Source organism: Leptospira harrisiae (assembly GCF_002811945.1).
GTDB lineage: Bacteria > Spirochaetota > Leptospiria > Leptospirales > Leptospiraceae > Leptospira_A > Leptospira_A harrisiae.
Window position 1 is genome coordinate 1,893,213 of record NZ_NPDX01000001.1, and the last position, 24,973, is coordinate 1,918,185.

Consider the following 24,973-nt stretch of genomic DNA (forward strand, 5'->3'; position numbering starts at 1 on the left):
ATATTTAAAGCGGCTATTTAACTTAAAATTAGACTCCTTTATAATAAAGGGTGCAGGTGGTATCTTTTTCAATTTTAACGGATTTAAAACTATAATCTCTTAGAAAAGTCTGTAATGCTGTAACAAACTCTATGGAGTAATCGCTATCATCTCCCGCTAATCGCAATATTTCATCAATGGTCTTTGCGTTACACCATGTTACAATATTTACGTTCTGTTTAATAATATCCGAAATTACCGCTTTTCCCGAAATGGAAAGATTAACGGCAAATGTTTTTTCCAAATAGTTATTTGGTTGAATGTATTTAACTGGTGGCAGTTGATTCAATATAACATATGGTGCATGGCTCCCTGCTGCGACAAAGAAATGTGCATCCCCTGAAAACTGATTCAATGATATCTGACGGATTGCATCAGCCATAAACAAACCTTGATCAGGTATAGAATTTAATGTTTTAGCAATATGATTTCTCTTGCGTATGGAAAAAATGGAAAAGCCGATAATACAGAGAAGTAAAACGAGCCGAGTAATTTTTCCTTTACCGAAAACTTTTTCAAAATCAAAGACTACAAAAGATATAAAAAGCAAAATTGGGAAAACTACCGCCAACAAATAATGCTGATATAAAAAGCCCGTCCAAACTGCCCCCAGAGAAGACGTCAAAAACCATCCTAAAGCAACGCAAGATTTTCGATCCAAAACAGGTTTCTTAATCGAAGAAAAATGGTAACCAACAAACACAAGCGATGCCAAGTAAAAATATTTCAAAGTTAAGATAAATTGAATTTTTTCAAACATTGTCGAAAGTCGAACATGACTTTTCCCTACTGCTAAAATGGAATTCCAATATAAATCAAAAGAACCTAAATAGAAATATACAGCTGCAGTAATCATAAATGGAGCTAAAAAGGTAAATGCATGAAGAAAATACTCGAAAAAGATTTTATTAAGTATTTCGTGTTTTGAACTTATCTTTTTTGTTTTTTCGTCACGCAATGAAAATACAAAAGAGACTAAAAAGAAAAAAATTACATCAAAAACAACAATGTATTTTACAATAAATGCAGTACCTAATACGAAGAAAGCGATTCGTTTTCTTTTTACACCCGTCTCCCTTGCAACAAAAAGCATATAAAACGAAATCGATTCAAAAAAAAGAAAATAAATTTCAGTATTAGAAGCTAAACCTGATGAATAATAAATTAAACTATATAAAAAAACAAAAGAAATCAATAACGACTCCCAAAATCGTTTTCTATAGTTAGAAATAAAAAGAATAACTCCCAAGATGCTAGAAAAAAAGTAAGCACTCAACCTCATTGTTAAAATTGAATAATCAAAGAAAAGTAGTGTAAAAGTATGGATCAAATATATACCGAGTGGTTTCAAGTCCCAAAAATCACGATATGGCAAAGATCCATTTAAGATAGAATTACCCATTATAAAATAAGTTAGTTCATCCCAGTCAATAGTTGAGTAATTAAAAGTGAATGAGCGGTAGTAAAAATTGACTAAGAAAATTGCGACTACAGCTGTGAATAAAACTATCTTATTTTTCATTAGCGAACAAAATCCAACAAACAATCTTCGACTCTTTTTCCGATCCAAAGTGCTTCAACATCTTCGCCTCTCCAATGTTTGAGATTAATCTCACATAAGATTGGTCGAAAATGATGTTTTTCGCAGTATCCCAAAATTTGATCATAATTTTTTAAAGGAGTTTGTGAACTACTATGTAATTGAGAATAGTGGAATAAAAACTTCTCCTGTGAATAGCGATATGAAGGAAAATCAGGAGGAAGAATTGAAAAAGATGATAGATTAAGAATTTTTGGCTTCTCAATTACATTTTCCTGAGGAAATCTAACTAAGTTACATTTATGGTTTTTATCATAGTATCTATTAATAACAGTTTGGTTATAGAAAAACTCATATTTATAAATCAATCTTGATATAAGAAAAATAGAGAAGATAATCAAAATTGGGAAAAAAAATAATTTTAACTTTTTGTGACTTACAATATTATGTTCTTCTTCTTTATTGATCAACAAGGGATTGAAAGACAAAGCAAGCAACAAACAAACGGGATATACATCCAAAAGCATATCAAAAGAATTATGAATCAAAAAATATAAAATTGCGAAATGTGCAAGTTGGAACTCACTCTTTTCTTTTATTACTAAAAAACATGACCTAACAAACAAAAAAAGAAAAAAGAGATAAAGACCAAATCCCAAAAAACCTCCATAAAACAAAATTGTCGTTGGTAAATTATGAGTATGTAAATAAGCTCCATCTGCTTTAGTTGCGAAGGTTTCCAAAACAATTCCTATTTTTTGGGGCAAATAAGCTAATAGAAAATTGTGTTCTCCAAAGCCCAAACCAAAGAACCAACGAATAGGTTCCAAACTGATAAATATCTTAAAAAAAGCCTTCCATAACTCTAATCGACCGGAAGAAAGAGTATCTAACATGGACCAGTCGAATCCGATTATATTTTCAAAAAAAAGAAAATGAAGGGGAAGAAAATGAATGAAGAATAACAGAAGAAACAAAAGAAAAAGAAAATATTTCAAATATGAATATCTGAAAAACCTTACTGCAAAATAGGTAAAAATTATCACGACACTAGCGATTATGCTTGCCCGCGAAATTTGATTTAAAGAAGTAAAAAATAATAAACCGAGACAAAATGCATAAAATAGTGACTCATTGTTATTTTTTGCTCTCTTAAACCCAAACAAAAGATAAGCGATGTGTATTCCTAAATATGCGGCCACCCTATTAGAGTTCATGATACTGGAACTATCCTTGGTAAACATTAATACGGTCTCATTCGCATAATAATGCCGAGAAATAACTTGAAGTATGTTAAAAGCAAATATAACTAAAAGTAGATTTAAATTTAGCTCAACCGAAAATGATAACAGAAGATATACCAATAAAAATAGACCAAAGTAAACTAAATACCCTTGGGAATTGAAACCAAAAACTACTGATAGAAAAAACAAAATGAAAATAGCATAAACAGAACGATGAATTTTCTTTGATGATTTGTTAAATTCAGGTGAAATTCGTGCGATCACCAAGGGATATAATAATAAAAATGCTAACTCAGGAAACTCTGAAAAAAGGAACGAATATGAGATTCCAGTTAAACAAAATATACAAAGAATATGAAATTGTAAAATAAACTTTGATGAGCGATAGTTCTTTAGTAGAAGAAAGAAAAAACACGGAATTAAAAAGGGGATAAATCTAAATATATCCGGATCCCAATAATAACGCCCTAATTTATAATAATTAACAGCTAGGGAATTAAAAAAGGAAGCAACCCCTATCCAATAAGCAAGCCAGCCCAACAATCTAATATCATATCTTTCAATATCAATTTTCCGATTAAAAACTAGTTTGATAGATATCGATAAAATCGAGAGGTTAAAAATTGTTTGATAAAATGTTTTAATATGTAACTGCGTTTGCGAAACAAAGATTAAAGTTCTTCCAAAAACTAAAAAAAGAATAAGAACAAAAAGATTCTTTATTACAAAATTCATTTTCGTTGTAGTATAAGGGAATCAAAATGGGTAATTTTCCTTCTTTCCCTATTCCAATTGCTGTTTAAACGTAAATCAAAATTAATATTAAATTTCTTTTCCCAAATCTCTTGCGGAAATTCGTAATTTACAAGTTTATTATCCTGCCAGTAAAGATACAATATTCTCTTAAATCGGCTTTCTAAAACTATTTGTTCAACTTGCTCCCAATCTTTTTGTGAATAAATGGTGATCTGGGGATACTCTAAATAAGTAATTCCCATCAGATAAGATGTAGAAAGCCCTCGATGAACTATCAAATCCGGATTAATTTGAGAAATTGCATTCGAGTATTCCTGAGATATTTTTGCAGCTCCACTCCAATGTTTAATTGCGCGCAGATTGGATTTGTAACTAAAATACAGAACAGTAAGACCCAAAAAAACAAATGTCAAACTCGCTATTTTCGAATTTAAAAAAGACTTCTCTGCGTTATAGTTTTTAAAAATCCAGAGGAAAAAACCTATAGATATCAAATACACACCACTTTCATAATAACGCAATCCTAGAATATCAACGCCAGCTCGATAAGGTGAAATAAATGGAAGCAAAAGTATAAAAAAATATCCTGCGATCAAATATTCATTTAACTTCTCACTTTTCGATTTTAGAAAATAATAAAATACAAAAGGACTAACAAATAAGAAAGCAAATGGATAAGCTTTGAAAAGACCTATTTTATATTCAGACCCCCAGAGATCTGCAACCCAATTATTTAGATAACCAGAAAGCTTTAAAATAGCCGTATCTTGAAGTGTATTCCAACCTCTCATGCCCATGATATGACCATATATGCTCATATTCCAATAAGAAAAGGCTAACGTACTCAAGAAAGAAACAACGCCAATACTAAACAATATTCTAAAATTTTTACCAGATTTTATATTCTTTATAAAATTTATAAAGAATAATATAAGTAAGGCCAAAGTAGATTCAGGTCTTAATTGAAAATTAAGCGACAGGCAAACACCCGATAAAAAAACAAAAAAGTATAAACTGAAATTGTCAGCAGCGAAACATCGTCTGTAAAATAATAGCGATAAAATCAATAAAGCGTTTGTTAATGTAAGTTCGGAATAATCTAATGAAGATAAAAATACTGGAGTGAAAAAGTGAATAAATAAAGTCGCACATCCACTTTGGCTAACCGATAAACCTAGATTTTTAAATAACAAGAAAAGAAAAACGACATTCATTAAGAAAAAACATATAGGGAAATAAGTAACAAAAGAAAACGAGGTAACTTTTGCCAGAATTGCATGAAGAACTGGCATTAAAATTGGATATTGAAAAAAACATGTATTGTTTGATGTAAAAAAAGCCCAGGGGTAACCTAACGGGATGCTTTCCGGAAGAAAGCCCTTTGTTCCGGCGGGAAAAAAGCATTGAAGGGAATATTGCGAAAAACCTTCTTTATAAAAAGCAAAAGTTTGGTAGTATTTGATTTGTGGATCGCTACCGATTGCCACGTTAGGTTGATTCCACCTGTATTTATAATATACAGGAATCATAGCTAAAAGAAAAAAAACTATGAATAAAATACTTACTTGAAGGCGAATTCTCATTCTAATAAACAGTTAATCTCTTTTTAAGATGTGAGCTGCAAGTGCATTGATTCCAAATAAAAAAACGACAAGACCCGAAGTAGAAATTACAATTAGCTCCCTCTCAAAATTTAAAAATTGAAACTTACCGGCACTCCACTTCCACAACAAATAAATGAACATAGCTGCCACTAAGGCAAACCCAGATACTAAAACAAAAAAAAGTCTATCCTCGCTCCAATTTAGTATTCTAGAGTAAACTCCCTCCACCATACTTTGTTTAGTTGCAATCTGAAGACCAATGTTCCAAATGCTAATCCCAATGATTGCTGCAAAAGAAAGTAAAACAAGAGAATGTATTCCATATATTCTGAAGCCGTAAAACTCCCATATACCGCCAATAAACAATCCGCAAACTAATTGACTAAAAGCCAAAAGCAATACGATAAAGCCTGTCTTCTGAAAAAAATAAGGTGCATAAAATAGAATTCTAAGTAAATGCCTCATCCCATCTCGCCATGTTTTTAAATGAGGTGTTCTCCCTGGTTTATCAGGATAGAGAGAAACAGGTTCATGTTCCATCTTAGCACCTTGTCTCAATGCTTTGATCAACATTTCAGAGGCAAACTCCATCCCTTTACTGCGAACATCCCAACTCAGATAACTACTCTTTTTGAAGCAGCGAAATCCGGAATTACTATCACGAATTTTAAATTCCTTAGCATATAAGCGATTAATAATCCAATTAATTACTGGTGTGCCGAGATACCTATGTAGAAGTGGCATAGCACCTTTATGAATAGTGCCATCTAATCGAGACCCTATTACCATATCCGCACCGCTTGAAATTAACTTTAAAATTAACTTTGGCGATTCTAAAAAATCATAAGTGTCATCCGCATCGGCAAATACAATAATTTCACCTTTTGCATTACGGATTCCTGAATCTAGAGCGGCACCATACCCTTTTACGGGACAACTTTCTACTCTGGCTCCCAAACTCTTTGCAAATTCCTGAGAGCCATCGTCACTCCCGTTATCTGATACCAAAATTTCTAATTCAAGTTTGTCTTTGAGTTCTTCTTTTACAGATTTACATTTTTCAAGAACAAAGGGTAAGGTTTTTCGTTCATTTAAACAAGGTATAACAATTGTAACTACTGGCTTTTCCATATATAACTAAATCACACAATCTAAATCTTTTTTAATACAAGAATCATACTTTGACCAAATGGCAATGGCAAATAATCCAACCATGCAATAAACGGAATGAGACTATTCATAATTAGAGCATCTTGTTTTTTGATTGCCTTTTGATTCAAAAGCTTCATTTTAACGAGCCAACCTATCGCTCCAATTGGATTGAAATATGATTTTTCTAACCATTTCACTCTAAAACCTTTTTCTAATGAATTTTCCCATCTCTTTATATCTTTTCGTGAATACCGTCGGAAGTGACCAATTTTTTTATCAAAGGATGAATATAGTATTGGAAGTGCAGGAACCACTGATACGAAAAAACCACCCTTCTTCAATAATTTTAAAGAATGATTTAAAACAGCTGTATCATCGGGTATATGTTCCATTACGTTTGATGAGTATATACAATCATACTGATTCCAATTTTTTACAGAGAAAATGTTTTGGCCAACCTTCTGAATATTTAAATTCGATTTGAAGCGCTTTTTTAAAATTGAATAATTTTCCTTTGATAAGTCATACACCTCAACAGGAAAATTCTCAGATACGATTGATGCGATTGTTCCGGTTCCGGCGCCAATCTCTAGATTTCTCTGACCCAAATAATCTAAAATTTTACTTGTAATCCAACGATTGTAAGTTTCTGCTTCTTCTATCGTTTCAAGAGTCTCAATTCCTTCGCCTTCAAGCGAATAACTAAAGTCATTTGAAACAAAAGAATCTTGTTTTCTTAAAAAAACAAATTGATCATAGGTGACAAAGTTGATCAAAATTACGAATCCGATGCTAACAAAAGATGAAGACAACCATCCGAAACCAACAAATATCATAATCGCAAAAATTATAATGCGTATCAAAATACTCCAAAATGAGACAATATGGAATTGAATAAGTTTCGGGAAAAAATCTTCCCACCCCTCCAACCAGGTAATAAATTTATGCAGAGGATATGAAAATAGCAGAGCTAATTCTAGTGCAAAAAGATTCCCAAGATTTTTTTGCCAAAACCCTTCACTAAAAAATATATATGTAAATATCCATCGAGCCATCCAAGCATTGATCCAGAAAACAAGGACGCCAACCAATAGATACCGATAATGTCTACCTTCAAATAATGAAAATAACCGTTTCCACATTTTAGAATAAAATATTACAACCAGTTTGCGGATTTAGGTATATATGCTTCAGGCATTGTTTTCTTAAAGAAATTAATCTTAGACGCAAACAAATTAAAATAAAATATATGCCTTAGAGCAGCAATCCCATCCTTCCATGTTATTTTTTTTCCTTCTAAGTAATTTCTAGGATAATAGGAAATTGGAAATTCTTGAACGCGAATTTTCAACCTAGCTAGCTTTGCGGTAATTTCAGGCTCAAAACCAAAACGGTTGGATTCCAGATTAATGTTTTGTATGATATCTGATCGGAACACTTTGTAACAAGTTTCCATATCGGTCAAATAAAGACCGCTTAGAAAATTAGATAAAATCGTCAGAAAGCGATTCACTAGATAGTGAAATGTTCGATGGACTTGTCTTCCATCTTTTTTGAATCTAGACCCAAAAACTACATCAGCCTTGTTTATCAAAATAGGATTTACTAACATAGCTATCTCATCCATGTCGTATTCGAAATCGGCATCTTGCACAAGAATGATATCTCCACTTGCTTCATGGATACCTCTGCGAAGAGCCGCACCTTTTCCTTGATTTTCAGTTTGCTGTAGTATTTTTACATGTCGAGTTTGGAAGGAGAAATTCTCAAGAATTGAAAATGAATGGTCTTTCGAACAATCATCGACAAACACAAGCTCCTTTTCAGAAGGGAGAATGAGTTTATCAATACGTGCTAAAAACTCTTCTAGGTGAGAGGCTTCGTTGTAGATCGGAATGATGAGGGAAATAAGTAATTTTGGTGTGCCGGTTGCTTTCTTTTTTGCCTTCGGAAGTGCCATGCGGATATAAGACCATATCGTATCCGCAGGGCAAGCGAATATTCAAAAAATGGGCTGATTAAAATTTGAGAAGAGAGTGGGCCAACCACAATGAATTCGTTTTTCTGAAAACCTAACGCAAATTGGAGGGGAATGGATCATAGCCCAAAATACAAAGATTCTAAAATCTAAGCCAGCCTATAGGGAAGCTAATAAAAAGGGTAACAAAACAAAGATTTGATTATGCCGACCCTTGCTGGTGCAGACAAGGTAAATTGTCGACGAAGGATGGCGAAAGTCTTTCGCATCTTAAATACAAAAAACAACCACCTGATAACAGGAATTAAGGTGGTGGGTAAAGGTCGGTAGAAATTGAGCAAATGTCACTTAGTTTTATATTTTCGTAAACCAAGTAAACCGTGAATTGCAGTAAGAATCAGTGCGTAAAGAAAAGACAGTTTTTCCCGGTTTTTTAACATTCGAAAATGAGCCAACATCACTTTTTTCTTGTTAGATGTTGCTGCGCCACGACGAACCCGGTACTGTGCTAAAATCTCAGAATTGGCAAAGGCAAGTTTCCCTTCCCTCAGAATATCTAACCAAAGCGCATAATCATCTCGAAGGCTTTTTAAGGAAGGATCGAAGTATTTTTTCCCAACACTTGGTACATGATAGATTGCAGTAAGTAAACCGACTCGATTGTAATGTAACAAATTAGCGTATGTGTATGATTTGGATTTCACTAAAAATGGCTCACAAAATTCAAATCCGTTTTCATCAATAATTCGATAAGAAGCAAAAGAAAAAGGCGAATGATTCTTTTCCATAAAAGGGATCATTTTTTCTAAAAAATCTGGTTCCCAAAGATCATCTGCATCTAAAAAAGCGATGTATTCTCCTGTTGCTAATTTAATACCCGTATTACGGGTATCAGCTGATCCAGAATTTTTTTCCTTTTGAATAAAACGAATTCGTGAATCTGACTTTGCAATTTTTTGAGCTAGAACTGGAGTTTGATCTTTGGAACAATCATCAACGAGTAGAAGTTCCCAGTCCTGAAAACTTTGATTTAACAAAGATTTTACAGAATCCTCTAAATAAGAAACTGCGTTATAGGCGGGCATGATAACTGAAACTTTTGGCATAATTAGAACTTAAAAACCCAGACTAATAAAACTAAAGAAAAAGAAAAGTCAGAATTACTGCGCAGATTGTTTGTTAATAAATTTTTCTGCACAATCGAGAGCTTCTTCAATGATATTGTGCATATCTAAATATCGATAGGTTGCAAGGCGCCCAAGGAATGTAACATTAGATAAACGAGTTACTTCTAACTCATATTCTTTCAATATTTTCATATCAGAATCCAGACGTTTCGGGTAATATGGGATGTCCCTCTCTTCCGTTTCCTTACTGTACTCTTCAAAATAGATGGTTTTTTCGTGTGTTTCCCATGGAGTAAAATGTTTATGTTCATGAACCCGAGTAAAAGGTACTTTTTCATCAGCATAGTTCATAACTGGATTGCCTTGGTAGTCTCCCTCAGCACGATGTTCTTTAAAATAGACCGTTCGGTAACCCAACCTCCCATGCCGAAAAGAAAAATAAGCATCAATGGGGCCTGTATAAAATATATGATCATAACCCAAAGTGGAATCAGACTCGCCAAAAAAACGTTTCCCTAACTGGATTTTTATATTTGGATGGTTAAACATATTTTGGATGACAGAAGTATAACCATCTACAGGAATTCCTTGAAATACATCGTTATAATAGTTATCATCATAATTAAATCGAACAGGTAATCTTTTTAAAATTGATGCAGGTAGATTCCGCGGTTCTGTCCCCCATTGTTTTTTGGTATAACCGTAAAAAAATGCCTTATACAATTCCTCACCAACAAACTTCTTTGCTTGGTCTTCAAACGTTTTTGGATCTTCAATCGAAGAATCACCTTTGGACTTTATCCAATTTTTTGCTTCTTCTGGACCAAATGCCTTTCCGAAAAATTGATTGATCGTATGTAAATTAATCGGCATGGAATAGACCTGACCCAAATAAACCGACTTCACCCGATTGACAAATGGTCGGAATGTTCCAAATGTATTAACATAGTTCCAAACTTTTTCATTACTGGTATGAAAGATATGCGGTCCATAACGATGCACCATCACATTGGTTTCAGTATCCCTTTCCGTATGACAATTTCCACCAATATGGTTTCTCTCATCGATCACATCGATTGTATAATTTCCAGTTTTGGCAAGTGTATTGGCAATGACGGCACCAGAAAACCCAGCACCAACAATTAATATTTTTTTCATAAAACTCGATTTGGTAATATTCTTAAAAATTGGAAGATAAGAGCCTTTAATAAAAAACGAAGTTTCACATTAATAAACGAAATTAGCTTAAGGAAACTAGAAGTAGATTCTAAACTACATTTGGAGCCTAAATACAGAACAATATGTTTCCACTGAGACTCAGTCCAAGAAATAGAAATTAATTTTTCAATAAAACGATTGGAGTACATTTTTCCTTCATGAAACACCAAACGACATTCTCTTGCGAATTCAATATCTGTATCTAAAAATTTGGCCATAATTTGTTCAAGCTCGGCAACGCCCCTACCCACATTTTTAGTCGACAGACCACCAAGTGAATAATGAACCACCGACTCCTTCAACTGGCGACCAAAATATCCTTTTTGTATAACACGAAACATAAAATCGACATCCGCTGAATATTTGTATTGAATATTAAATCCACCTAATTTCGTATAAATGGATTTTTTGCAAAGATAAGCCTGATGATTGGAAGGATTTCCAACAAAATAATCGAAATCAGTTAATGTTTTTGGTCTCCAAACTTTCAAACCAAATAACATACTGGCTGAACCACAAACATAATCGCATTTTTCATCTACGGTAGATTTTACCAATTTTTCTAATGCATATTCATCTAAAAAATAATCGTCTGCATTGAGAAAAAGAATCCATTCACCCTTGGCCAAAGGAAGAGTTCGGTTCATCGCATCATAAACACCAGAATCACTTCCTGAGTAAAAACTAATCTGGCTTTTAACCGCTTCTAGTCGTTCCACAGTTCGATCTGTACTCAATCCATCCCAAACGAGAACTTCAAAATTAACGTTTTTTTGGGACAAAGCAGAATGGATGGTTCTTAAAATCGTATCTTCCGCATTACGAACTACGGTGATGATTGTCACTAAAGGTTTTTTAGATATCATAGACCTTCACTTAACATTTGGTATATGCGAATATGTTCATCAGCACATTGATCCCAAGAAAATTTCTTCACTTGTTTGTATCCTTTTTGAACCAATTCATTACGAGTTTTTCCAGAATCTATAAGTTCCAACAATTTGGATTCTAAATCAAATATGTCCTGAGGATCAAAGAAAGCGGCTGCATCTCCTGTAACCTCATGGAATACATCAATCCCACTGCAAAGAACAGGGCAACCCACAGACATTGCCTCTAGTAATGGGATTCCAAATCCTTCATACAAAGAAGGATAAACAAATAACTTTGCATTTTCATAAAAATTTGCTAGTGAAGATTCGGAAGTAAAAGAAACTTGGTGAACCCATTCATTTAGTTTATATTTTTGTATCCATTTTTTTTCAGAAGAAGAAAACTTACCTCCACCAGCACAAACCAAATGAATTTTTCTAGACTTGGATAACTGATAAAATGCATCCAAAAGTAATTTAAAATTTTTATAATCGGCACGGTTCCCAACAAACAATATATAGTCCTCAAATGGAAGAGACCTGGACGTTCTTTGTTCCCGAGAAAGATCTCCTGCTAAATAAACCACAGAAACTTTTTTTTCTGGAATATTTTGATATAACTTCAATAAGTCTTTTTTAGTGGTTTCTGAAATACATATGATATGTGCTGCTGCCTCACATAAATCCTTTCTATTTTTAAGTATAAAATTCGAAGACCCATAGTATTCAGGAAAAAGTTCATGTACACAATCATAAACAGTAATTACCATCTTCGTTCGACTGGCTTCTAAACTAGGCAAATAATAACTCTGAAAGTATGTCGGATGAAATACAGAATACTTATTGTTTACTAAAGATTCATTCACATTCGAATTTAGATTTTCAATTTGATTCCGAAGACTTCGTTTCAAAATTCCACTTTCTCTTTTAGTAAAAAATTCGGGAATCGGCTGGCGAAAAAAAACAAATACAAAACAAATCCACCGATAGATTGTAAAAATGGAGAAAAAGCCAGGCAAATTTACCTGGTTTCTGGAAATAGGATCTCTTAAAATTCCCTTTGCATAATCTTCTACAGAAACAGAAGTATCAAAATTGATATTAAGTTCCTTCAATCTGCGTATTGTTTCTAAAAAAATTTTAGAAATTCCGCCAAATCTATTTTGGAAAAAAATTTGATGATCAAACAATACTTTCATTAAACTTTTGATACGCTGTTTTAGTTAAACTTGCAGTATGTTTCCAAGAAAATGTTTTGGACCGACTAAGCGCTTTTAAAGATAATGCTTTCCTAAGTTCACTATCGCCAAGCATTTTCTCCATGTTTGTCACTATCGAATTCAGATTATATGGATCTGTATACAGCCCAGCATCACCTACTACTTCTGGTAAGGACGATACATTAGAAACAAGGATAGGTAAACCGCACTGCATTGCTTCAAGCGGCGGCAACCCAAAACCTTCATAAAAGGAAAGGTAAACGAAAAATTTTGCTCCAGAATAAATGAATGATAATTTTTCATCCGGAACAAATCCGAGAAAAACAACTTTCTCTTGAAATGAATTGGGAAACTCCTTAGAAATTTCCTCCAAATTCTCACCCCAACCTTTTCCACCTAACAAAACTAATTTTAAATTTGGATTTGTCTTTAGACTAGGTAAACTTAAAAAAGCCCGTATAATTGATTTTAAATTCTTTCTAGGTTCCAAAGTTGCCACACTCAGAACGTAATCACCATCACTTAAATTATACTGCTTTAATTCTTTCACCAAAAGATCCCGAGATTCAATTTGGTAAAAAAAATGAGAAGCAGCAAGAGGAGTAACAGTAATCTGCTTATCACTCAAACCCAAATCAGATTCCAAAAGATCAACTTTACTATGTTCTGAAATTGTAATGATATTTGTATCCCGGGTTAAATCCCGAATCAATTTCCAAACAACATCATCTTTATTTCCGATAAAGAATTCAGGATATTTAATAGAAATTAAATCATAGATGGTTATGACTTTCGAAATTTTTGAATTCTGAATGTATTTGGGAATTGGAAGAAAGGTGCTATGGAAAACAAACTGATTGGAAAGAAAATCATTAGGAATTGGATAAAGATAACTAGATAGACCAAACAACAGAAGAAAAGGATAGCTAAAAAGTTTGTAGAAAAGAAGCAGGATTGATGAAAGTTTTGGAAATTTTTTTAGATCCAACTGTTTGTAAATCAAAAGATAAATTTGGAACAATTTATCTTTTGATTTGTTGGACGAATCAGGAATCAGAAGTTGATTTTTGGGTAAGTTTATGTTTTGATTTTTTAAATAAACTTTGAGATCCGTAATATTTCCGTGAATCGAAGTTAGGTATAAGTCAATCTCCGGATCGTTTATAAACTGGAATAACAAATTCTCAATAACGCGAAAAATTCCAGTTTTGGCCTTATTGCTACGCACAGACCAAGCAAGAACGGATACATCAAAGATAAGCTTCAAATTCTAAAAACTCTTTTTGGTTTGAAGGAATGTCTAATTCACTAAAAAGGTATTCCATTTCTACAAGATCTGTTATAACAAAACTTTTTTTTACATGTTCATTAAAACAAATTATTTTTTTGATTTTACCCTGCTCTAACGAAAAAATCTGAATCATTCTTTCGCCATAAGGCAACCATACATATTTTTTTATATAACTTAACTGATCACTCATATTTAACGATACACAATTCCAAGTAAAAAACTATAAAACCTAATTAGTATTTTAAAAACAACATTACCTCGAATTGTAGGAAATCGGTCCGCTAACCGATAATTTGCGTAATGAAATAACCAGTGTTTGGATGTTTTTCCAACCACCCTCTTCTGCATTTGAATGATCTCACTATGTACTTTTAAGTTTTGGCTGGTTTTTGTATTTTCATGAATTCTTGTACATGCCAAAACTTCAGGCAAAAAATAGAATGAATTATTTTTGGCGATTCGTAACCAATATTCGTAGTCCATACAGAATCCAAGAGATTCATTCAAAAAACCAACAGAAGACAAAACTTCTTTTTTTAAAAAAACTGTAGGTTGGCAAATGATACAATAATCTATCAAACGTTCCAAGGAAAATGGTTCAATAGGGTAAACTTCTATGAGTTTGTCTTCTTTATCAATGTGCAATCCAATTCCAAATAGGCCAATTTCCTCTCTTTCACTCAAAGACTTGTATGCTTTACTCAGTGCGTTCGGAAGATAAATATCATCAGAATTTAACCAAGCGATGACAGAGCCAACTGCAAGTTTCCACCCTTTGTTTATGGCATGTGTTTGCCCATTGTCCTTTTCGGATACCCAACGATAGCTGATGCCAAGACAGTTTGTATTTTGATTACCATGATTTTTTACCGTTCGAAACGATAGCTCACCATACCTGCCACTCAATTCACCTGCTTGAATCAAATTTGCATATTTTTGTATGATACTAACCGAGTTATCTTTCGATCCCCCGTCCATCACGACTAAGTCAATATAAAATGTTCCAAACTGTGTTACTATAGAATTTAGTGTCCGCTCAATAAACTCACCTTGGTTATAAGAAGGAGTGACAATGGAGATGATTTTAGATGCTTCAATTTCTTTCATACGATTTTAGTTTCAATCAAAAGGATAAAATTGTGGTTTATGCCAATCCCAGATTCTTTCAGGGGTATCATTAATATCACCACCTCTGATATTCCACAATTGGGTATTCTTTGAGACAGCCGCAGAGAATTGTACCAAAAACGATATAATTATTAGAAACAAGAAACTTACTTTAAATATGTAAGAATGGTTAAATCTCTTAATAGTGAAACATAGCAGTAGTCCAAAAAAAGGCACAACATCTGTCATAAATCTAGGACCGACAGAATGACCTGCCCACCAATGTGGAAATGTTGAAATCACAAATATATGCGAACAAATAATGGAGACCGCAAGAAAAATCAACGAATCATTTCGCCGTTTAACAAAAAAAAATGCAAGGAAGGCAAACAAAAGAAAGGGAGACCAAATAAAAAATCCTCTATTGGGACTAAAAAGATTTCCAATGACTGCAGTTTTCAAAAGGTTAAAATTTACAGACAATCTAGCAGTACGATAGTAAGGATGCACAAAGTCACCAAAAACCCAATAATTGAACAAGAAAAATGATGCCATGGCAAGAATAACAGCTAAACCGTAATTTAATCTCTCTTTTCGAAAATTAAATAATACGAATAAAGAAATCAAAAAAAGAGAAATTATATTTGTTGGTCGCACTGCATAGGCAAAAACCAAAACAATTCCCAACAGTGGAAGAATACGTTTATTCCTACGTAAAGAATAAACCAACAAAAATAAAGAAAGCGATATTAAAAGTATACTTCCTGAATGTTGCCACAAAGCACGACTTGCAGATGTAAACAAAGGAGTGCATAACCCCATTGATATAGTTAGAAGCGCTGCCCAGCGACGGGAAACGAAAAAGCAAAACAAAATATACAAGAAATAAAGTGCAACTATAACCAAAACGGATGCACAAAGTAATTCAATATGCTTATGATAGCGAAAAAATAAAAATTCACTTAAAAATGGCTTAATAGCGCCAATGATAGGAAGCACTAAAAAAGTAATACCATAAGGAAAGTAATTATAATAATGCCCATTAATTTTAATCGCAGCATATGAGTCTTTCAAACCATAAGTGATAAATTCATCTAAATTTACATTAAATTCAGTCAAAATACTCAAGCAGGTCGGAATTATCCAAAACGAATCATGCGTACCCATAGGTCTCGTTAGCATAAAAAGTAAAAATACGAGCCCAAGACCAAATATAACCCAAATATGTTTTTTAAATTTTTTTAACATGAGAACCGACTAAATGCAAGATGCAACACAAATCCAAAGTATATAGATAACTCATATTCTACAAGTGACCAAACACTCTTTTATCATAATTGCCTATATGTCTTTCCAACAAAATAAACAAAACAATATCGGGCTTAGAGTTAAATAATTCGCCATAATTGATTGATTTCTCGTTTTGAACAAAATTCCATGTATCCACTTCGTTAAACTGAAAGCGAAAAAATTCTACCATAGGATAAAAATAAGAATCATGAATCACTAAAATCTTTAATTTTTTTTGTCTTTTTTCTAAAATCTGCTTCGGCAAGAAAATATACTCATCATCAAGAAAAAATTTGGAAAGTGATAAATATTCGGCAATGTCTCGACCAGACGATCTCATATGAACCAAGTTAAAATCTTCTTCTGAGAGAAGGTCCACCTTTCGATCATTGCCATTCATCTTGGAAAATAATTTTTGTGCGGCAATGAATGCTGCCACAGAATTCCAATGGGTATCTGTTTTATAATAAACATCATCCTTGTGTTTTCTAGAAATCAACTCCTCGTGAAAAAAAACAGTTTTATTCGCAGATTTGGAAAGTTCGTTATAAATTCGAAAATACTTATCCTTTTTAATAGTTGAAAGATCAGTTGCTTTCAACTCTTCAGGATAAATGTTAAATTTCTCAGGAACTATGGCTGAATAGAATTTTATGTTGTTTGAATTACATAGATTTTCTAATTTTTTAATTCCATGGCTGTATGCTAAAAAATCCGATTCATTAAAAGAATAATCTCGGCCATTCGCACCTTGACCAAGAAAGATAAATAACCAATCATTTTGTCCCTTGAGAACTGTGCGTTTTGGGGAAGAATTCAAAACAAACCATAAAAAGTAATTATACTTTTGAATCATCAAATTTCTTGCAGGAAACTTTCTTTCAAATGCTTCTTCGATTATGTTAAATTTTTCCTTCAAATTTGATTCTAACAATAGGTTGAAAGAAATTTCCCGTTTCTTCTCTGTAGAAGGTATATCTTCCACAAATCTGAAAACAAAATTAATTAGCGGAAATAAAAGTAGAAGGCTTATAGTGTTGATTACAGTTCGATACATTAAAACCTGAAATAGATAAATGGATTATAATTGTTTGCCACTAGAAAAAAAACAGACAAAATAAATACAACAAACGCAAAGACTCTAGTAAGATATATTTTAGCTGAAATTTTACTTATGTAACTCCACTCGAACGCAAAGAGGGTGGAAAAAAATATTCCAATTAGCCAGCGAAAATCAAATAGAGAAATTACTTGAGGAATACCCAATCCATTTGCTCCGAATAAAATTTTGATAAAAGAAACAGAATCTCCGAGATTTTCTGCCCGGAAAAAAACCCAACCAATATTGATCAACGTGAAATTTAGAATAAACTTAAGAAAGCTAGGTAATGAAATAATGACCCGTTGGTAACTAGTTCTTTCAATTACCAGAAAGAAACCATGATACATCCCCCAGAATAAAAAATTCCAACTTGCACCGTGCCAAAAACCGCAACATAAAAAAACTAATATTAAATTAAAATATTGTCTAGCCCTTCCAACACGATTACCGCCTAGAGGAATATATAAATAATCTCGAAACCAAGTAGATAGAGAAATGTGCCATCTTCTCCAAAATTCTTGAATGCTTAACGAAGAATAAGGAAAATTAAAATTTAGAGGAAATCTTAATCCGAAAATACGACCTAAACCGATAGCCATATCCGAATAACCCGAGAAGTCAAAGTAGATTTGAAAACTGTAAGATAGAATCGCAAGCCAAGCAACACCGGAACCAAACAAATCAAAATCAGTTGAAAACACTTCATCAGCATAAATTCCCAAAGTATTCGCAATGAGAACCTTTTTTCCTAAACCTAAAGAGAATAAGCAGAAACCATCTATAATTTCTTTGTGATTACTTCTTAGCTTTGTTAAGGAATGAAAAACATCACTATATCTTACAATCGGACCAGCAATTAACTGAGGAAAAAAGGAAATATAAAAAGAAAAACGCAATAAACTTCGATCTGCAAAAATATCCTTTCGATAAATATCAATTAAATATGAAATCCCTTGAAATGTAAAAAATGAAATTCCCAATGGTAAATGAATATCTACATTATCGAATTGTTTATTGAATAGAATTGAAAGGAGAAAACTTGTATATTTAAAATAGAGAATTAAGATTAAATTTACAATTATACCAATCCATAGATACAATTTCCTATATACTGAACCCTCAATCAATAAACCAAAAGAGTAATTTACTAAAATTGATACAAAGATTACTAAAATAAATTCTTGTTCACCCCAAAAATAGAAGAGAAGACTAGCTAAGAGTAGAACAAAAAAACGATATCGCTGGCTTGCAGCAGTAAATAAAAAAAATACCAAAGGAAAAAAAACAAAGATAAAAAATAAAGAACTAAATATCATAACATGATCTTTTCCATATTAATACAAAAAATTACGGCAAATCCCTATTACGAAAAACTGCTACGTAGATCGTTTTTTCTCCGAAATACTTAAAATAAAATCATGAACCCTAACACTTTTAAAAAGAAAATTCAGAATTTTCTTTCGGAAGGAAGCTTTTTTTAGATAAGCACTATAAGTCTGATCGAATTCAAATCTTTCTTTCAGTTTTATTTTGAAAGTATTTTTTTCATTTTTTAAAACAGGTTTCATTGAAAAAAATTTAATGTATTCTTCGGCCTGCTTAGACATACTGAAATTCTCAAACGCAAATTTTGCTGCCGCTCTTCCAACTTCCTTTAATAAATTAGGATCACTCCAAAGATTAAAAATCTCTTTTGCTAAACTATCGCCAGATATTAATTCGGTTAAAAATCCATTAAGCTTATTTTGGATAGTTTCGGCTAAGCCACCAACGGGAAAACCTAATACTGGCGTACCGGAGGCCATGGATTCTAACATAGTATTAGGCAGATTGTCCTCAAGGGATGGAATTACAAAGAGATCTAACATCTGATAAATTTCAGATATTTCATTATCATTGGAAAAAGAACCAAGATAGTCTGCATATTTATCTAAATAAAGATCTCTTTTGGTATAATTTCCAAAGAATAAAACCTTTATTTTCTTCGAAGTAAAAGCAGTATTCCACTTCTGATTTTTTAAAAGAATTGTTAATGCCTCTATTAGATAGTTAAGACCTTTCCGTTTTTCATAAACCGAATCCGCACCAAAGCCTATCAAAAAGCAGTTTTCATCATATCCAAATTTTCTTCTAATCTCAGCACGATCGCCATTAGCAAACCAACTGGGTTCAATTGAATTAGATATTACTTTCACTCTAGAATTTAAAAAAAATGGACTGCGAACGGCCTTTTCCACTAACCATTTGCTAGGTGCTACCAGTTCAATTGCTGATGAAAAATGATTTTCCTTTTCTGCATAATGCAATTTTGGTAAACTGAAAATTTCAGAATTAACCTGAACACAATCTAAACATCCAGTAATATACTTATTGCAGCCTGATGTATAATGACAACCTCCTGTAAAGGGCCACTCATCATGCAAAGTCCAAACAATTCTTTTTCTGAGCTTTAAAAGTTTCCCGATATCAAAAGGAGAGACAAAATAGTTTATCCAATGCAAATTAATTACATCAGCATCGTGAATTAATGGATGATTGATTAAATTAGTCTGAATATCAGAATAAGAAAATAGGGTATTAGATAATGATGTTCTTTGTGATTCAATTAAATCAGATAAAAAAGGATATCGCCGACTGGCCCAAAGATTAGGAAGATACTTGAATACATTTATACTGTCAGTACCTTTCGCGAATTGATTCAAACATAAAATTCTAGATTCTATTCCTTTGGATAATAAAGCTTGGTGCAAACGAAACATTGCCCTAGCAGCGCCACCTGCTTTATCATTAGTGCCAATTAAGGTAACTTTCATAAATCGGGAAATTCAAGATTTTTTAGATGCTTCGATAAATAAAGAATCAGGTTTTCTTGTTTTTCCGTTTTCATCGATATCCAAACAATATGAATTAAAATTCGGAATTGAAGATTCATTTGAACGACATACTCTGATATTTACAAAACCATTTTGTCTTAAGAGTTCTCCCAAAGATACTGAATCGTACATCCAATAATGAACCTCGCCTCCTAGACGAAACTTCCCGATCTCAGCCATTTCTAATGAATATCCAAGTATTTTTAAAAATAGGTCCAAAATGTTTCTCATAACGGATCGTATGAAAATTTTGCAATGCGTTAAAAAGGAAATTTGGAAATTTGTTTGTTTCTTTGATCTAACGTAATTAAGAAACTCATCACCTAATCTTTCATAAATGTAATCTGCTTCCGGAATTGGATCTTGGTTCCACCATTGGATGGTTTCACCACCAGAAGTATTTCTTTGTATTTGATCCAACAGCTCATGAACCAACCAATCAGATCTAACAAGACCGGAATTATTTCCAATTTTTGCTTTATCTAATTGTTCTATATATGCTCGAACAATTTGTTCCAAATCTGGCACCACGATCCGTAATATTCCACCTGGTTCCAAAATGCGATAAATATCTTTCAAAAAGTGGGTAACTTTACTTCTTGAAAAATGTTCCAATACATGCGAGGAATAAACAACGTTGACTGTAGCGTCAGCAACAGGAATTCCGTTTCTAAGATCAGCTGCTATCACATCTTTTGATTTTGAAACAAAATCAAAATTCAGCCAGTCTTGATGAAAACGTGATCCGCAACCCAAATTTACCGATAGTTTTTTTTTCATGATTTAATTCACTTTTAAATTAAAGAACACAGTATGCTTGCAAAAAGTTTTCATAGTTTTTCTCAAATTCATTTTCAAGATAAAAATGGTAGGAAGCATCCAAAGTATTTTCATCCTTTAGTTTCGCTAAAATATCCGGTAATTCTTCCCTTTTTTTCAAAAGAAAACCATTTTGATATTTTTTAATAAATTCCTTTGATCCAGGAAGTTCATTTATCAAAACTGGAACACCAACTTTTGCAGAGTCGTATAGTTTGCCCGCAGAATAAAGTCCATATTTTAAATTGAGATCATCTGGTTTAAAATTTACATAACAGAGATCAACGGAACTAAAAATATTAAATTTATCTTTATTATCTACTAGTTCATGACTCAGATATAGTTTCTCAGGGAAATCTAATTTTGCTTTTTCAACTTTCCCTTTAGTCGCCGATGTTGGTATCCAGCCATGAATCACCGCAACCCAGTTTTCAGGTAAATAGGGTAACAAGTCTAAAAAAGAATCGGAACCCATAAAGGTTTCAATAGTTCCAGTCATCAAAAGAATTTTTTTGTTCATTGGAATATCTAATACTTTATGAAAAAACTGCTTACGATTGCGAATTATAGTTCCCGATGTAGAATTTGGGATGAAACTAACCTTCTTCTTATAATCTAAAATTACTTTTAAGATTCGCCCCCGTGATTGATCCTGAGAAAGTATAATATCCGTAAAACGAACGATTGTTTTTTCTAAAAGAAAAGATTTGTTTTTGTGATCTGAAATTTCTAAAGAATGGTATATTCTATTTTTACGATTACCAAAAAGTAACCAAGCAAAACTTAAATACAATCCACCTGGATCAAAAGAAATTGAAACATTGGATTTTGGGACTATAGACCTATATTTCCAATAAAAAACAAAACTAAATAAGATTTTTTTTATATTGCTGAGAAAAGTTCTTGTGTCACCCAGAGAAATAAACTGGTAATTTTCATCCTTAATATCTAGACTTTTATGCCCATGTTGATCCACTCCAGGATGAATAATGCCCAAGTGAATCACTCTCCATTTTTTCTTTAAGAAAAAATTTACAGTCTCAATTAATGGTGTCGATATGTTCAACCAAGGGTAAGCAGTAAATATTAATACGACCATTTATTCAAACTAACTCCTAAGTTAAAAAGAAATGTTAGAAAAAAAAATTATTTTCGGAAACTTGCGATCGTATCACAAACATATGATATCTGCGTTTTAGATAGCGTGCTTGAAGAAGGGAGATACATTCCATTCTCACTTAAATCTTCTGTCACCGAGTAATTACCTTCGCTCTGACAGCCATAATCTTTAAGTGCTTTTTGAGAATGCATTCCGGTGAAAAGTTTCCTTGAATCAATTCCCTTATCTCTCAAAAGAACCATAAGTTCATCACGACTTCTTCCATATTTACGAGGGTTAACCACTACAGCATTCATCCAATGAACATGTTTATACTTCATTCGATCCCATATCTGAGTAGATATACCTTCTATTTGGCTCAGACTAACATTATATTCATTGAAATTATTAATCCTCATTTCAGTATACATTTCAACATTCTCCAACTGCGCTAAGCCAATGGCGGCATGTAAGTTAGACAAACGATAATTAAAACCAATATCAGAATGTTTGTATTCACGACCACCCTCTAAAGGGAAACATAAGTTCTTATAATAACGCGATTTTGACGAAAGCTCTTTATCGTTTGTTACAACCATACCACCCTCTCCGGTTGTAAGATTTTTATTTGCAAAAAAGCTGAATGTTGCGATATCACTCATCGACCCAGCTTTTTTTCCTTTATATTCTGCACCATGTGCCTCAGCGGCATCTTCAATCACAAATAGCTTATGTTTCTTTGCAATGTTATTGATAGCATCCATGTCACAAACTAGTCCCATAATATGTACTGGAATAATGGCTTTCGTATTTGATGTAATTTTTTCCTCAATTTTCGTTATATCAATATTCCATGTATTTCGATCAGCATCTACAAACACTGGCGTCGCTCCGGTATAACATACAGCAAAAGCAGTTGCAATCATCGTAAAATTCGGGATAATCACTTCATCGCCTTTGCCTATTCCTAAGGCGACGAGAGCAAGATGAATTGCGACTGTTCCGTTGCAAACGCCGATACCATGATCAACCCCGCAATACTTAGCAAATTGTGATTCAAATTCAGTAACATATTTTCCAGCAGAGGAAATCCAACCGGTTTCGACCGCGTCTAAAATATATTTTTTTTCATTACCAAGAAGTGATGGTTCGCAGACAGGAATAAAGTTTTCCACTATTTCACTCTCGGTTCAAAAGGCTTTGCATTGAATCTTGTTTTATCGTCTTCACCAGCATATGGACCTTGTTTGACTTCAATCATTTCAGTATCTTCCAACATACAAAAGCCATGCCCACCATAAGCTAGTAGAACTACATCACCCTGCTCCAGTATTCTACTCTCAACGTATTCTTGATCATCCGTAAAAAAATCAATTCTTACTTTTCCAGATTTAATAAACAACACTTCCTTGGTGTATTCAACACTTCTTGATACAGGATTGTGAACGTGCGGTTGGATTAGATAATCCTTCGGACGGTTCATATAAGCCAATTGTTGTGAAAATTCTGGTGGAGTAAAAAATTCGATTCCATCCTTTTTAAAACTGGTGCGAAGTATCATCGCAAGAAGTTTTCCATCGTGTTGTAGTTGCTCTAACATATTTTTATACCATCAAAAAGAATTTATCAAAAAGTCGAATTGGGGTCGGGTCGGGAACTACCTTATTAATATAATTTTCCTCAAGAACCCAGTTTTTTACTTTTAAATCATCTCGAAAAGATCGCTGATGAAAAATAAATCCCTTTAACCTAGCTTTTTCACAAAGTAAATCAATTCGCAGTTCTTTTCCTTGAGTTTTCTGTTTAAACACTCGTAAAGACAATAAAACAAGGGTTGCGTAATATCGAACTAACGAAGATGCATTCCGGGTTTTGCGTAACAAAGTAAAAGAATCCGAGATTCCCTGAAAAAAGAAACGTCTTTCTACATAATTTAAGTTAAATCGATCAGCTTGAATTTCATGCAAAACTCTCAAACCAGGATGGTAGATTGCTGAGATATTTTTTTCGCTAGCTTTCGAGGATAATCCAGATTCCCCATCTCCTTGAAATGCCTTCCATTTAGGTGGAGATAAATCTGGATGGAAACCACCCAATTCAAAGAGCAAAGTTTTTCTTATCGCATAATTCAATGCCCAAACATAGGATGCATCAATATCTAAAACCTTATCTCCCAAATTCATAAGGCTAAACCAACCATTAACTTTGGAATTGGGAATGGATGAGACTGTTGACCACATGGTTTGATACCAAATCGGGAAATCATTGGATAGATAATCCGGTTCGCAAGGGCCTGTCGCAATTTGATTTTTAGGGTTAGAAAAAATTTCTTTTATTGTTTCTAGGTGAGTCTCAAATACTTGAACGTCATCCTCAATGTATACAAGAATTTCACCTTTCGCCTCTATGGCACCAGCATGTCTTGATGGCATCACACCAGGGGCTTTTTCGATTATCAAACGAACCCAAGGAACTTTATTTGCTAATTCTTGCACTAGTTCGCAGGTATTATCTTTTGAACCACCATCAACTACGATAACTTCAATTTCGTCTGATTCGGAAACTTGTTTTAAAATCGAATGAATTGTTTTTAAAACTTTTTCACCTCTATTAAAAGTTGTAATAATATAACTTATCATAGG

22 protein-coding genes are annotated in these 24,973 nt (G+C 33.1%); all 22 read right to left on the reverse strand.

Features of this window, described 5'->3' with window-relative positions:
• Nucleotides 1-28: 28 nt before the first annotated feature.
• A complete protein-coding gene (locus CH364_RS08870) occupies nt 29-1,561 on the reverse strand; it encodes a hypothetical protein (protein ID WP_125178667.1) in 1,533 nt (510 codons plus the stop codon).
• Nucleotides 1,561-3,558 (reverse strand): O-antigen ligase family protein, encoded by a 1,998-nt coding sequence (locus CH364_RS18905; RefSeq protein WP_100787845.1) that lies wholly within the window; start codon nt 3,556-3,558, stop codon nt 1,561-1,563. The genes CH364_RS08870 and CH364_RS18905 overlap by 1 nt, the downstream gene beginning before the upstream one ends.
• Nucleotides 3,555-5,162 carry an LA_3751/LA_3752 family putative glycosyltransferase gene (locus CH364_RS08880; RefSeq protein ID WP_100743147.1) on the reverse strand — a complete coding sequence of 536 codons (1,608 nt, stop codon included), beginning with the start codon at nt 5,160-5,162 and terminating at the stop codon, nt 3,555-3,557. Before CH364_RS08880 ends, CH364_RS18905 begins: the two co-directional genes overlap by 4 nt.
• A 12-nt stretch (nt 5,163-5,174) precedes the next feature.
• Nucleotides 5,175-6,314 carry a glycosyltransferase family 2 protein gene (locus tag CH364_RS08885; RefSeq protein ID WP_100743148.1) on the reverse strand — a complete coding sequence of 380 codons (1,140 nt, stop codon included), beginning with the start codon at nt 6,312-6,314 and terminating at the stop codon, nt 5,175-5,177.
• Between the two features lie 20 nt (nt 6,315-6,334).
• Nucleotides 6,335-7,477 (reverse strand): class I SAM-dependent methyltransferase, encoded by a 1,143-nt coding sequence (locus CH364_RS08890; protein WP_100743149.1) that lies wholly within the window; start codon nt 7,475-7,477, stop codon nt 6,335-6,337.
• A gap of 14 nt (nt 7,478-7,491) precedes the next feature.
• Complete coding sequence (locus tag CH364_RS08895; protein ID WP_100743150.1) at nt 7,492-8,295, reverse strand: glycosyltransferase family 2 protein; 804 nt, start codon at nt 8,293-8,295, stop codon at nt 7,492-7,494.
• A gap of 362 nt (nt 8,296-8,657) precedes the next feature.
• Nucleotides 8,658-9,419 (reverse strand): glycosyltransferase family 2 protein, encoded by a 762-nt coding sequence (locus CH364_RS08900; protein ID WP_100743151.1) that lies wholly within the window; start codon nt 9,417-9,419, stop codon nt 8,658-8,660.
• Nucleotides 9,420-9,473: 54 nt separating this feature from the next.
• Nucleotides 9,474-10,598: a UDP-galactopyranose mutase gene (glf, locus tag CH364_RS08905; RefSeq protein ID WP_100743152.1), complete on the reverse strand. Its 1,125-nt coding sequence runs from the start codon at nt 10,596-10,598 to the stop codon at nt 9,474-9,476.
• A complete protein-coding gene (locus tag CH364_RS08910; protein WP_100743153.1) occupies nt 10,595-11,524 on the reverse strand; it encodes a glycosyltransferase family 2 protein in 930 nt (309 codons plus the stop codon). The genes glf and CH364_RS08910 overlap by 4 nt, the downstream gene beginning before the upstream one ends.
• Nucleotides 11,521-12,729, reverse strand: a complete 1,209-nt coding sequence (locus tag CH364_RS08915) for a glycosyltransferase family 4 protein (protein ID WP_100743154.1) — start codon at nt 12,727-12,729, stop codon at nt 11,521-11,523. The genes CH364_RS08910 and CH364_RS08915 overlap by 4 nt, the downstream gene beginning before the upstream one ends.
• Nucleotides 12,713-14,017, reverse strand: a complete 1,305-nt coding sequence (locus CH364_RS08920) for a glycosyltransferase family 4 protein (protein ID WP_100743155.1) — start codon at nt 14,015-14,017, stop codon at nt 12,713-12,715. Before CH364_RS08920 ends, CH364_RS08915 begins: the two co-directional genes overlap by 17 nt.
• Nucleotides 14,001-14,231, reverse strand: coding sequence for a hypothetical protein (locus tag CH364_RS08925; protein WP_100743156.1), 231 nt, complete (start codon nt 14,229-14,231; stop codon nt 14,001-14,003). The genes CH364_RS08920 and CH364_RS08925 overlap by 17 nt, the downstream gene beginning before the upstream one ends.
• 2 nt (nt 14,232-14,233) lie before the next feature.
• Entirely contained in the window at nt 14,234-15,148 is a 915-nt protein-coding gene (locus tag CH364_RS08930) for a glycosyltransferase family 2 protein (RefSeq protein WP_100743157.1), read from the reverse strand.
• 12 nt (nt 15,149-15,160) lie between these two features.
• A complete protein-coding gene (locus CH364_RS08935; RefSeq protein WP_125178670.1) occupies nt 15,161-16,396 on the reverse strand; it encodes a glycosyltransferase family 39 protein in 1,236 nt (411 codons plus the stop codon).
• A 58-nt stretch (nt 16,397-16,454) separates the two neighbouring features.
• The gene (locus CH364_RS08940) at nt 16,455-17,357 is read right to left on the reverse strand and encodes an alginate O-acetyltransferase AlgX-related protein (protein WP_244280403.1); all 903 of its coding nucleotides are present in this window, start codon (nt 17,355-17,357) and stop codon (nt 16,455-16,457) included.
• 137 nt (nt 17,358-17,494) lie between these two features.
• Nucleotides 17,495-18,814, reverse strand: coding sequence for an MBOAT family O-acyltransferase (locus tag CH364_RS08945; protein ID WP_165782916.1), 1,320 nt, complete (start codon nt 18,812-18,814; stop codon nt 17,495-17,497).
• Nucleotides 18,815-18,916: 102 nt separating this feature from the next.
• Complete coding sequence (locus tag CH364_RS08950; protein WP_100743161.1) at nt 18,917-20,353, reverse strand: glycosyltransferase; 1,437 nt, start codon at nt 20,351-20,353, stop codon at nt 18,917-18,919.
• Nucleotides 20,354-20,365: 12 nt separating this feature from the next.
• Entirely contained in the window at nt 20,366-21,193 is an 828-nt protein-coding gene (locus CH364_RS08955) for a class I SAM-dependent methyltransferase (protein ID WP_100743162.1), read from the reverse strand.
• Nucleotides 21,194-21,212: 19 nt separating this feature from the next.
• Complete coding sequence (locus tag CH364_RS08960; protein ID WP_100743163.1) at nt 21,213-22,331, reverse strand: glycosyltransferase family protein; 1,119 nt, start codon at nt 22,329-22,331, stop codon at nt 21,213-21,215.
• A 47-nt stretch (nt 22,332-22,378) separates the two neighbouring features.
• Nucleotides 22,379-23,506 carry a DegT/DnrJ/EryC1/StrS family aminotransferase gene (locus CH364_RS08965; protein ID WP_100743164.1) on the reverse strand — a complete coding sequence of 376 codons (1,128 nt, stop codon included), beginning with the start codon at nt 23,504-23,506 and terminating at the stop codon, nt 22,379-22,381.
• Entirely contained in the window at nt 23,506-23,931 is a 426-nt protein-coding gene (locus tag CH364_RS08970) for a cupin domain-containing protein (RefSeq protein WP_100743165.1), read from the reverse strand. The genes CH364_RS08965 and CH364_RS08970 overlap by 1 nt, the downstream gene beginning before the upstream one ends.
• Nucleotides 23,932-23,935: 4 nt before the next feature.
• Complete coding sequence (locus CH364_RS08975) at nt 23,936-24,970, reverse strand: glycosyltransferase family 2 protein (RefSeq protein ID WP_100743166.1); 1,035 nt, start codon at nt 24,968-24,970, stop codon at nt 23,936-23,938.
• Between the last annotated feature and the right edge of the window lie 3 nt (nt 24,971-24,973).

Bases quoted from the DNA above. Each gene is read 5' to 3' on its own strand.
- CH364_RS08870 (WP_125178667.1), bottom strand. From the start codon at position 1,561: ATGAAAAATAAGATAGTTTTATTCACAGCTGTAGTCGCAATTTTCTTA.
- CH364_RS18905 (WP_100787845.1), bottom strand. From the start codon at position 3,558: ATGAATTTTGTAATAAAGAATCTTTTTGTTCTTATTCTTTTTTTAGTT.
- CH364_RS08880 (WP_100743147.1), bottom strand. From the start codon at position 5,162: ATGAGAATTCGCCTTCAAGTAAGTATTTTATTCATAGTTTTTTTTCTT.
- CH364_RS08885 (WP_100743148.1), bottom strand. From the start codon at position 6,314: ATGGAAAAGCCAGTAGTTACAATTGTTATACCTTGTTTAAATGAACGA.
- CH364_RS08890 (WP_100743149.1), bottom strand. From the start codon at position 7,477: ATGTGGAAACGGTTATTTTCATTATTTGAAGGTAGACATTATCGGTAT.
- CH364_RS08895 (WP_100743150.1), bottom strand. From the start codon at position 8,295: ATGGCACTTCCGAAGGCAAAAAAGAAAGCAACCGGCACACCAAAATTA.
- CH364_RS08900 (WP_100743151.1), bottom strand. From the start codon at position 9,419: ATGCCAAAAGTTTCAGTTATCATGCCCGCCTATAACGCAGTTTCTTAT.
- glf (WP_100743152.1), bottom strand. From the start codon at position 10,598: ATGAAAAAAATATTAATTGTTGGTGCTGGGTTTTCTGGTGCCGTCATT.
- CH364_RS08910 (WP_100743153.1), bottom strand. From the start codon at position 11,524: ATGATATCTAAAAAACCTTTAGTGACAATCATCACCGTAGTTCGTAAT.
- CH364_RS08915 (WP_100743154.1), bottom strand. From the start codon at position 12,729: ATGAAAGTATTGTTTGATCATCAAATTTTTTTCCAAAATAGATTTGGC.
- CH364_RS08925 (WP_100743156.1), bottom strand. From the start codon at position 14,231: ATGAGTGATCAGTTAAGTTATATAAAAAAATATGTATGGTTGCCTTAT.
- CH364_RS08930 (WP_100743157.1), bottom strand. From the start codon at position 15,148: ATGAAAGAAATTGAAGCATCTAAAATCATCTCCATTGTCACTCCTTCT.
- CH364_RS08935 (WP_125178670.1), bottom strand. From the start codon at position 16,396: ATGTTAAAAAAATTTAAAAAACATATTTGGGTTATATTTGGTCTTGGG.
- CH364_RS08950 (WP_100743161.1), bottom strand. From the start codon at position 20,353: ATGAAAGTTACCTTAATTGGCACTAATGATAAAGCAGGTGGCGCTGCT.
- CH364_RS08955 (WP_100743162.1), bottom strand. From the start codon at position 21,193: ATGAAAAAAAAACTATCGGTAAATTTGGGTTGCGGATCACGTTTTCAT.
- CH364_RS08960 (WP_100743163.1), bottom strand. From the start codon at position 22,331: ATGGTCGTATTAATATTTACTGCTTACCCTTGGTTGAACATATCGACA.
- CH364_RS08970 (WP_100743165.1), bottom strand. From the start codon at position 23,931: ATGTTAGAGCAACTACAACACGATGGAAAACTTCTTGCGATGATACTT.
- CH364_RS08975 (WP_100743166.1), bottom strand. From the start codon at position 24,970: ATGATAAGTTATATTATTACAACTTTTAATAGAGGTGAAAAAGTTTTA.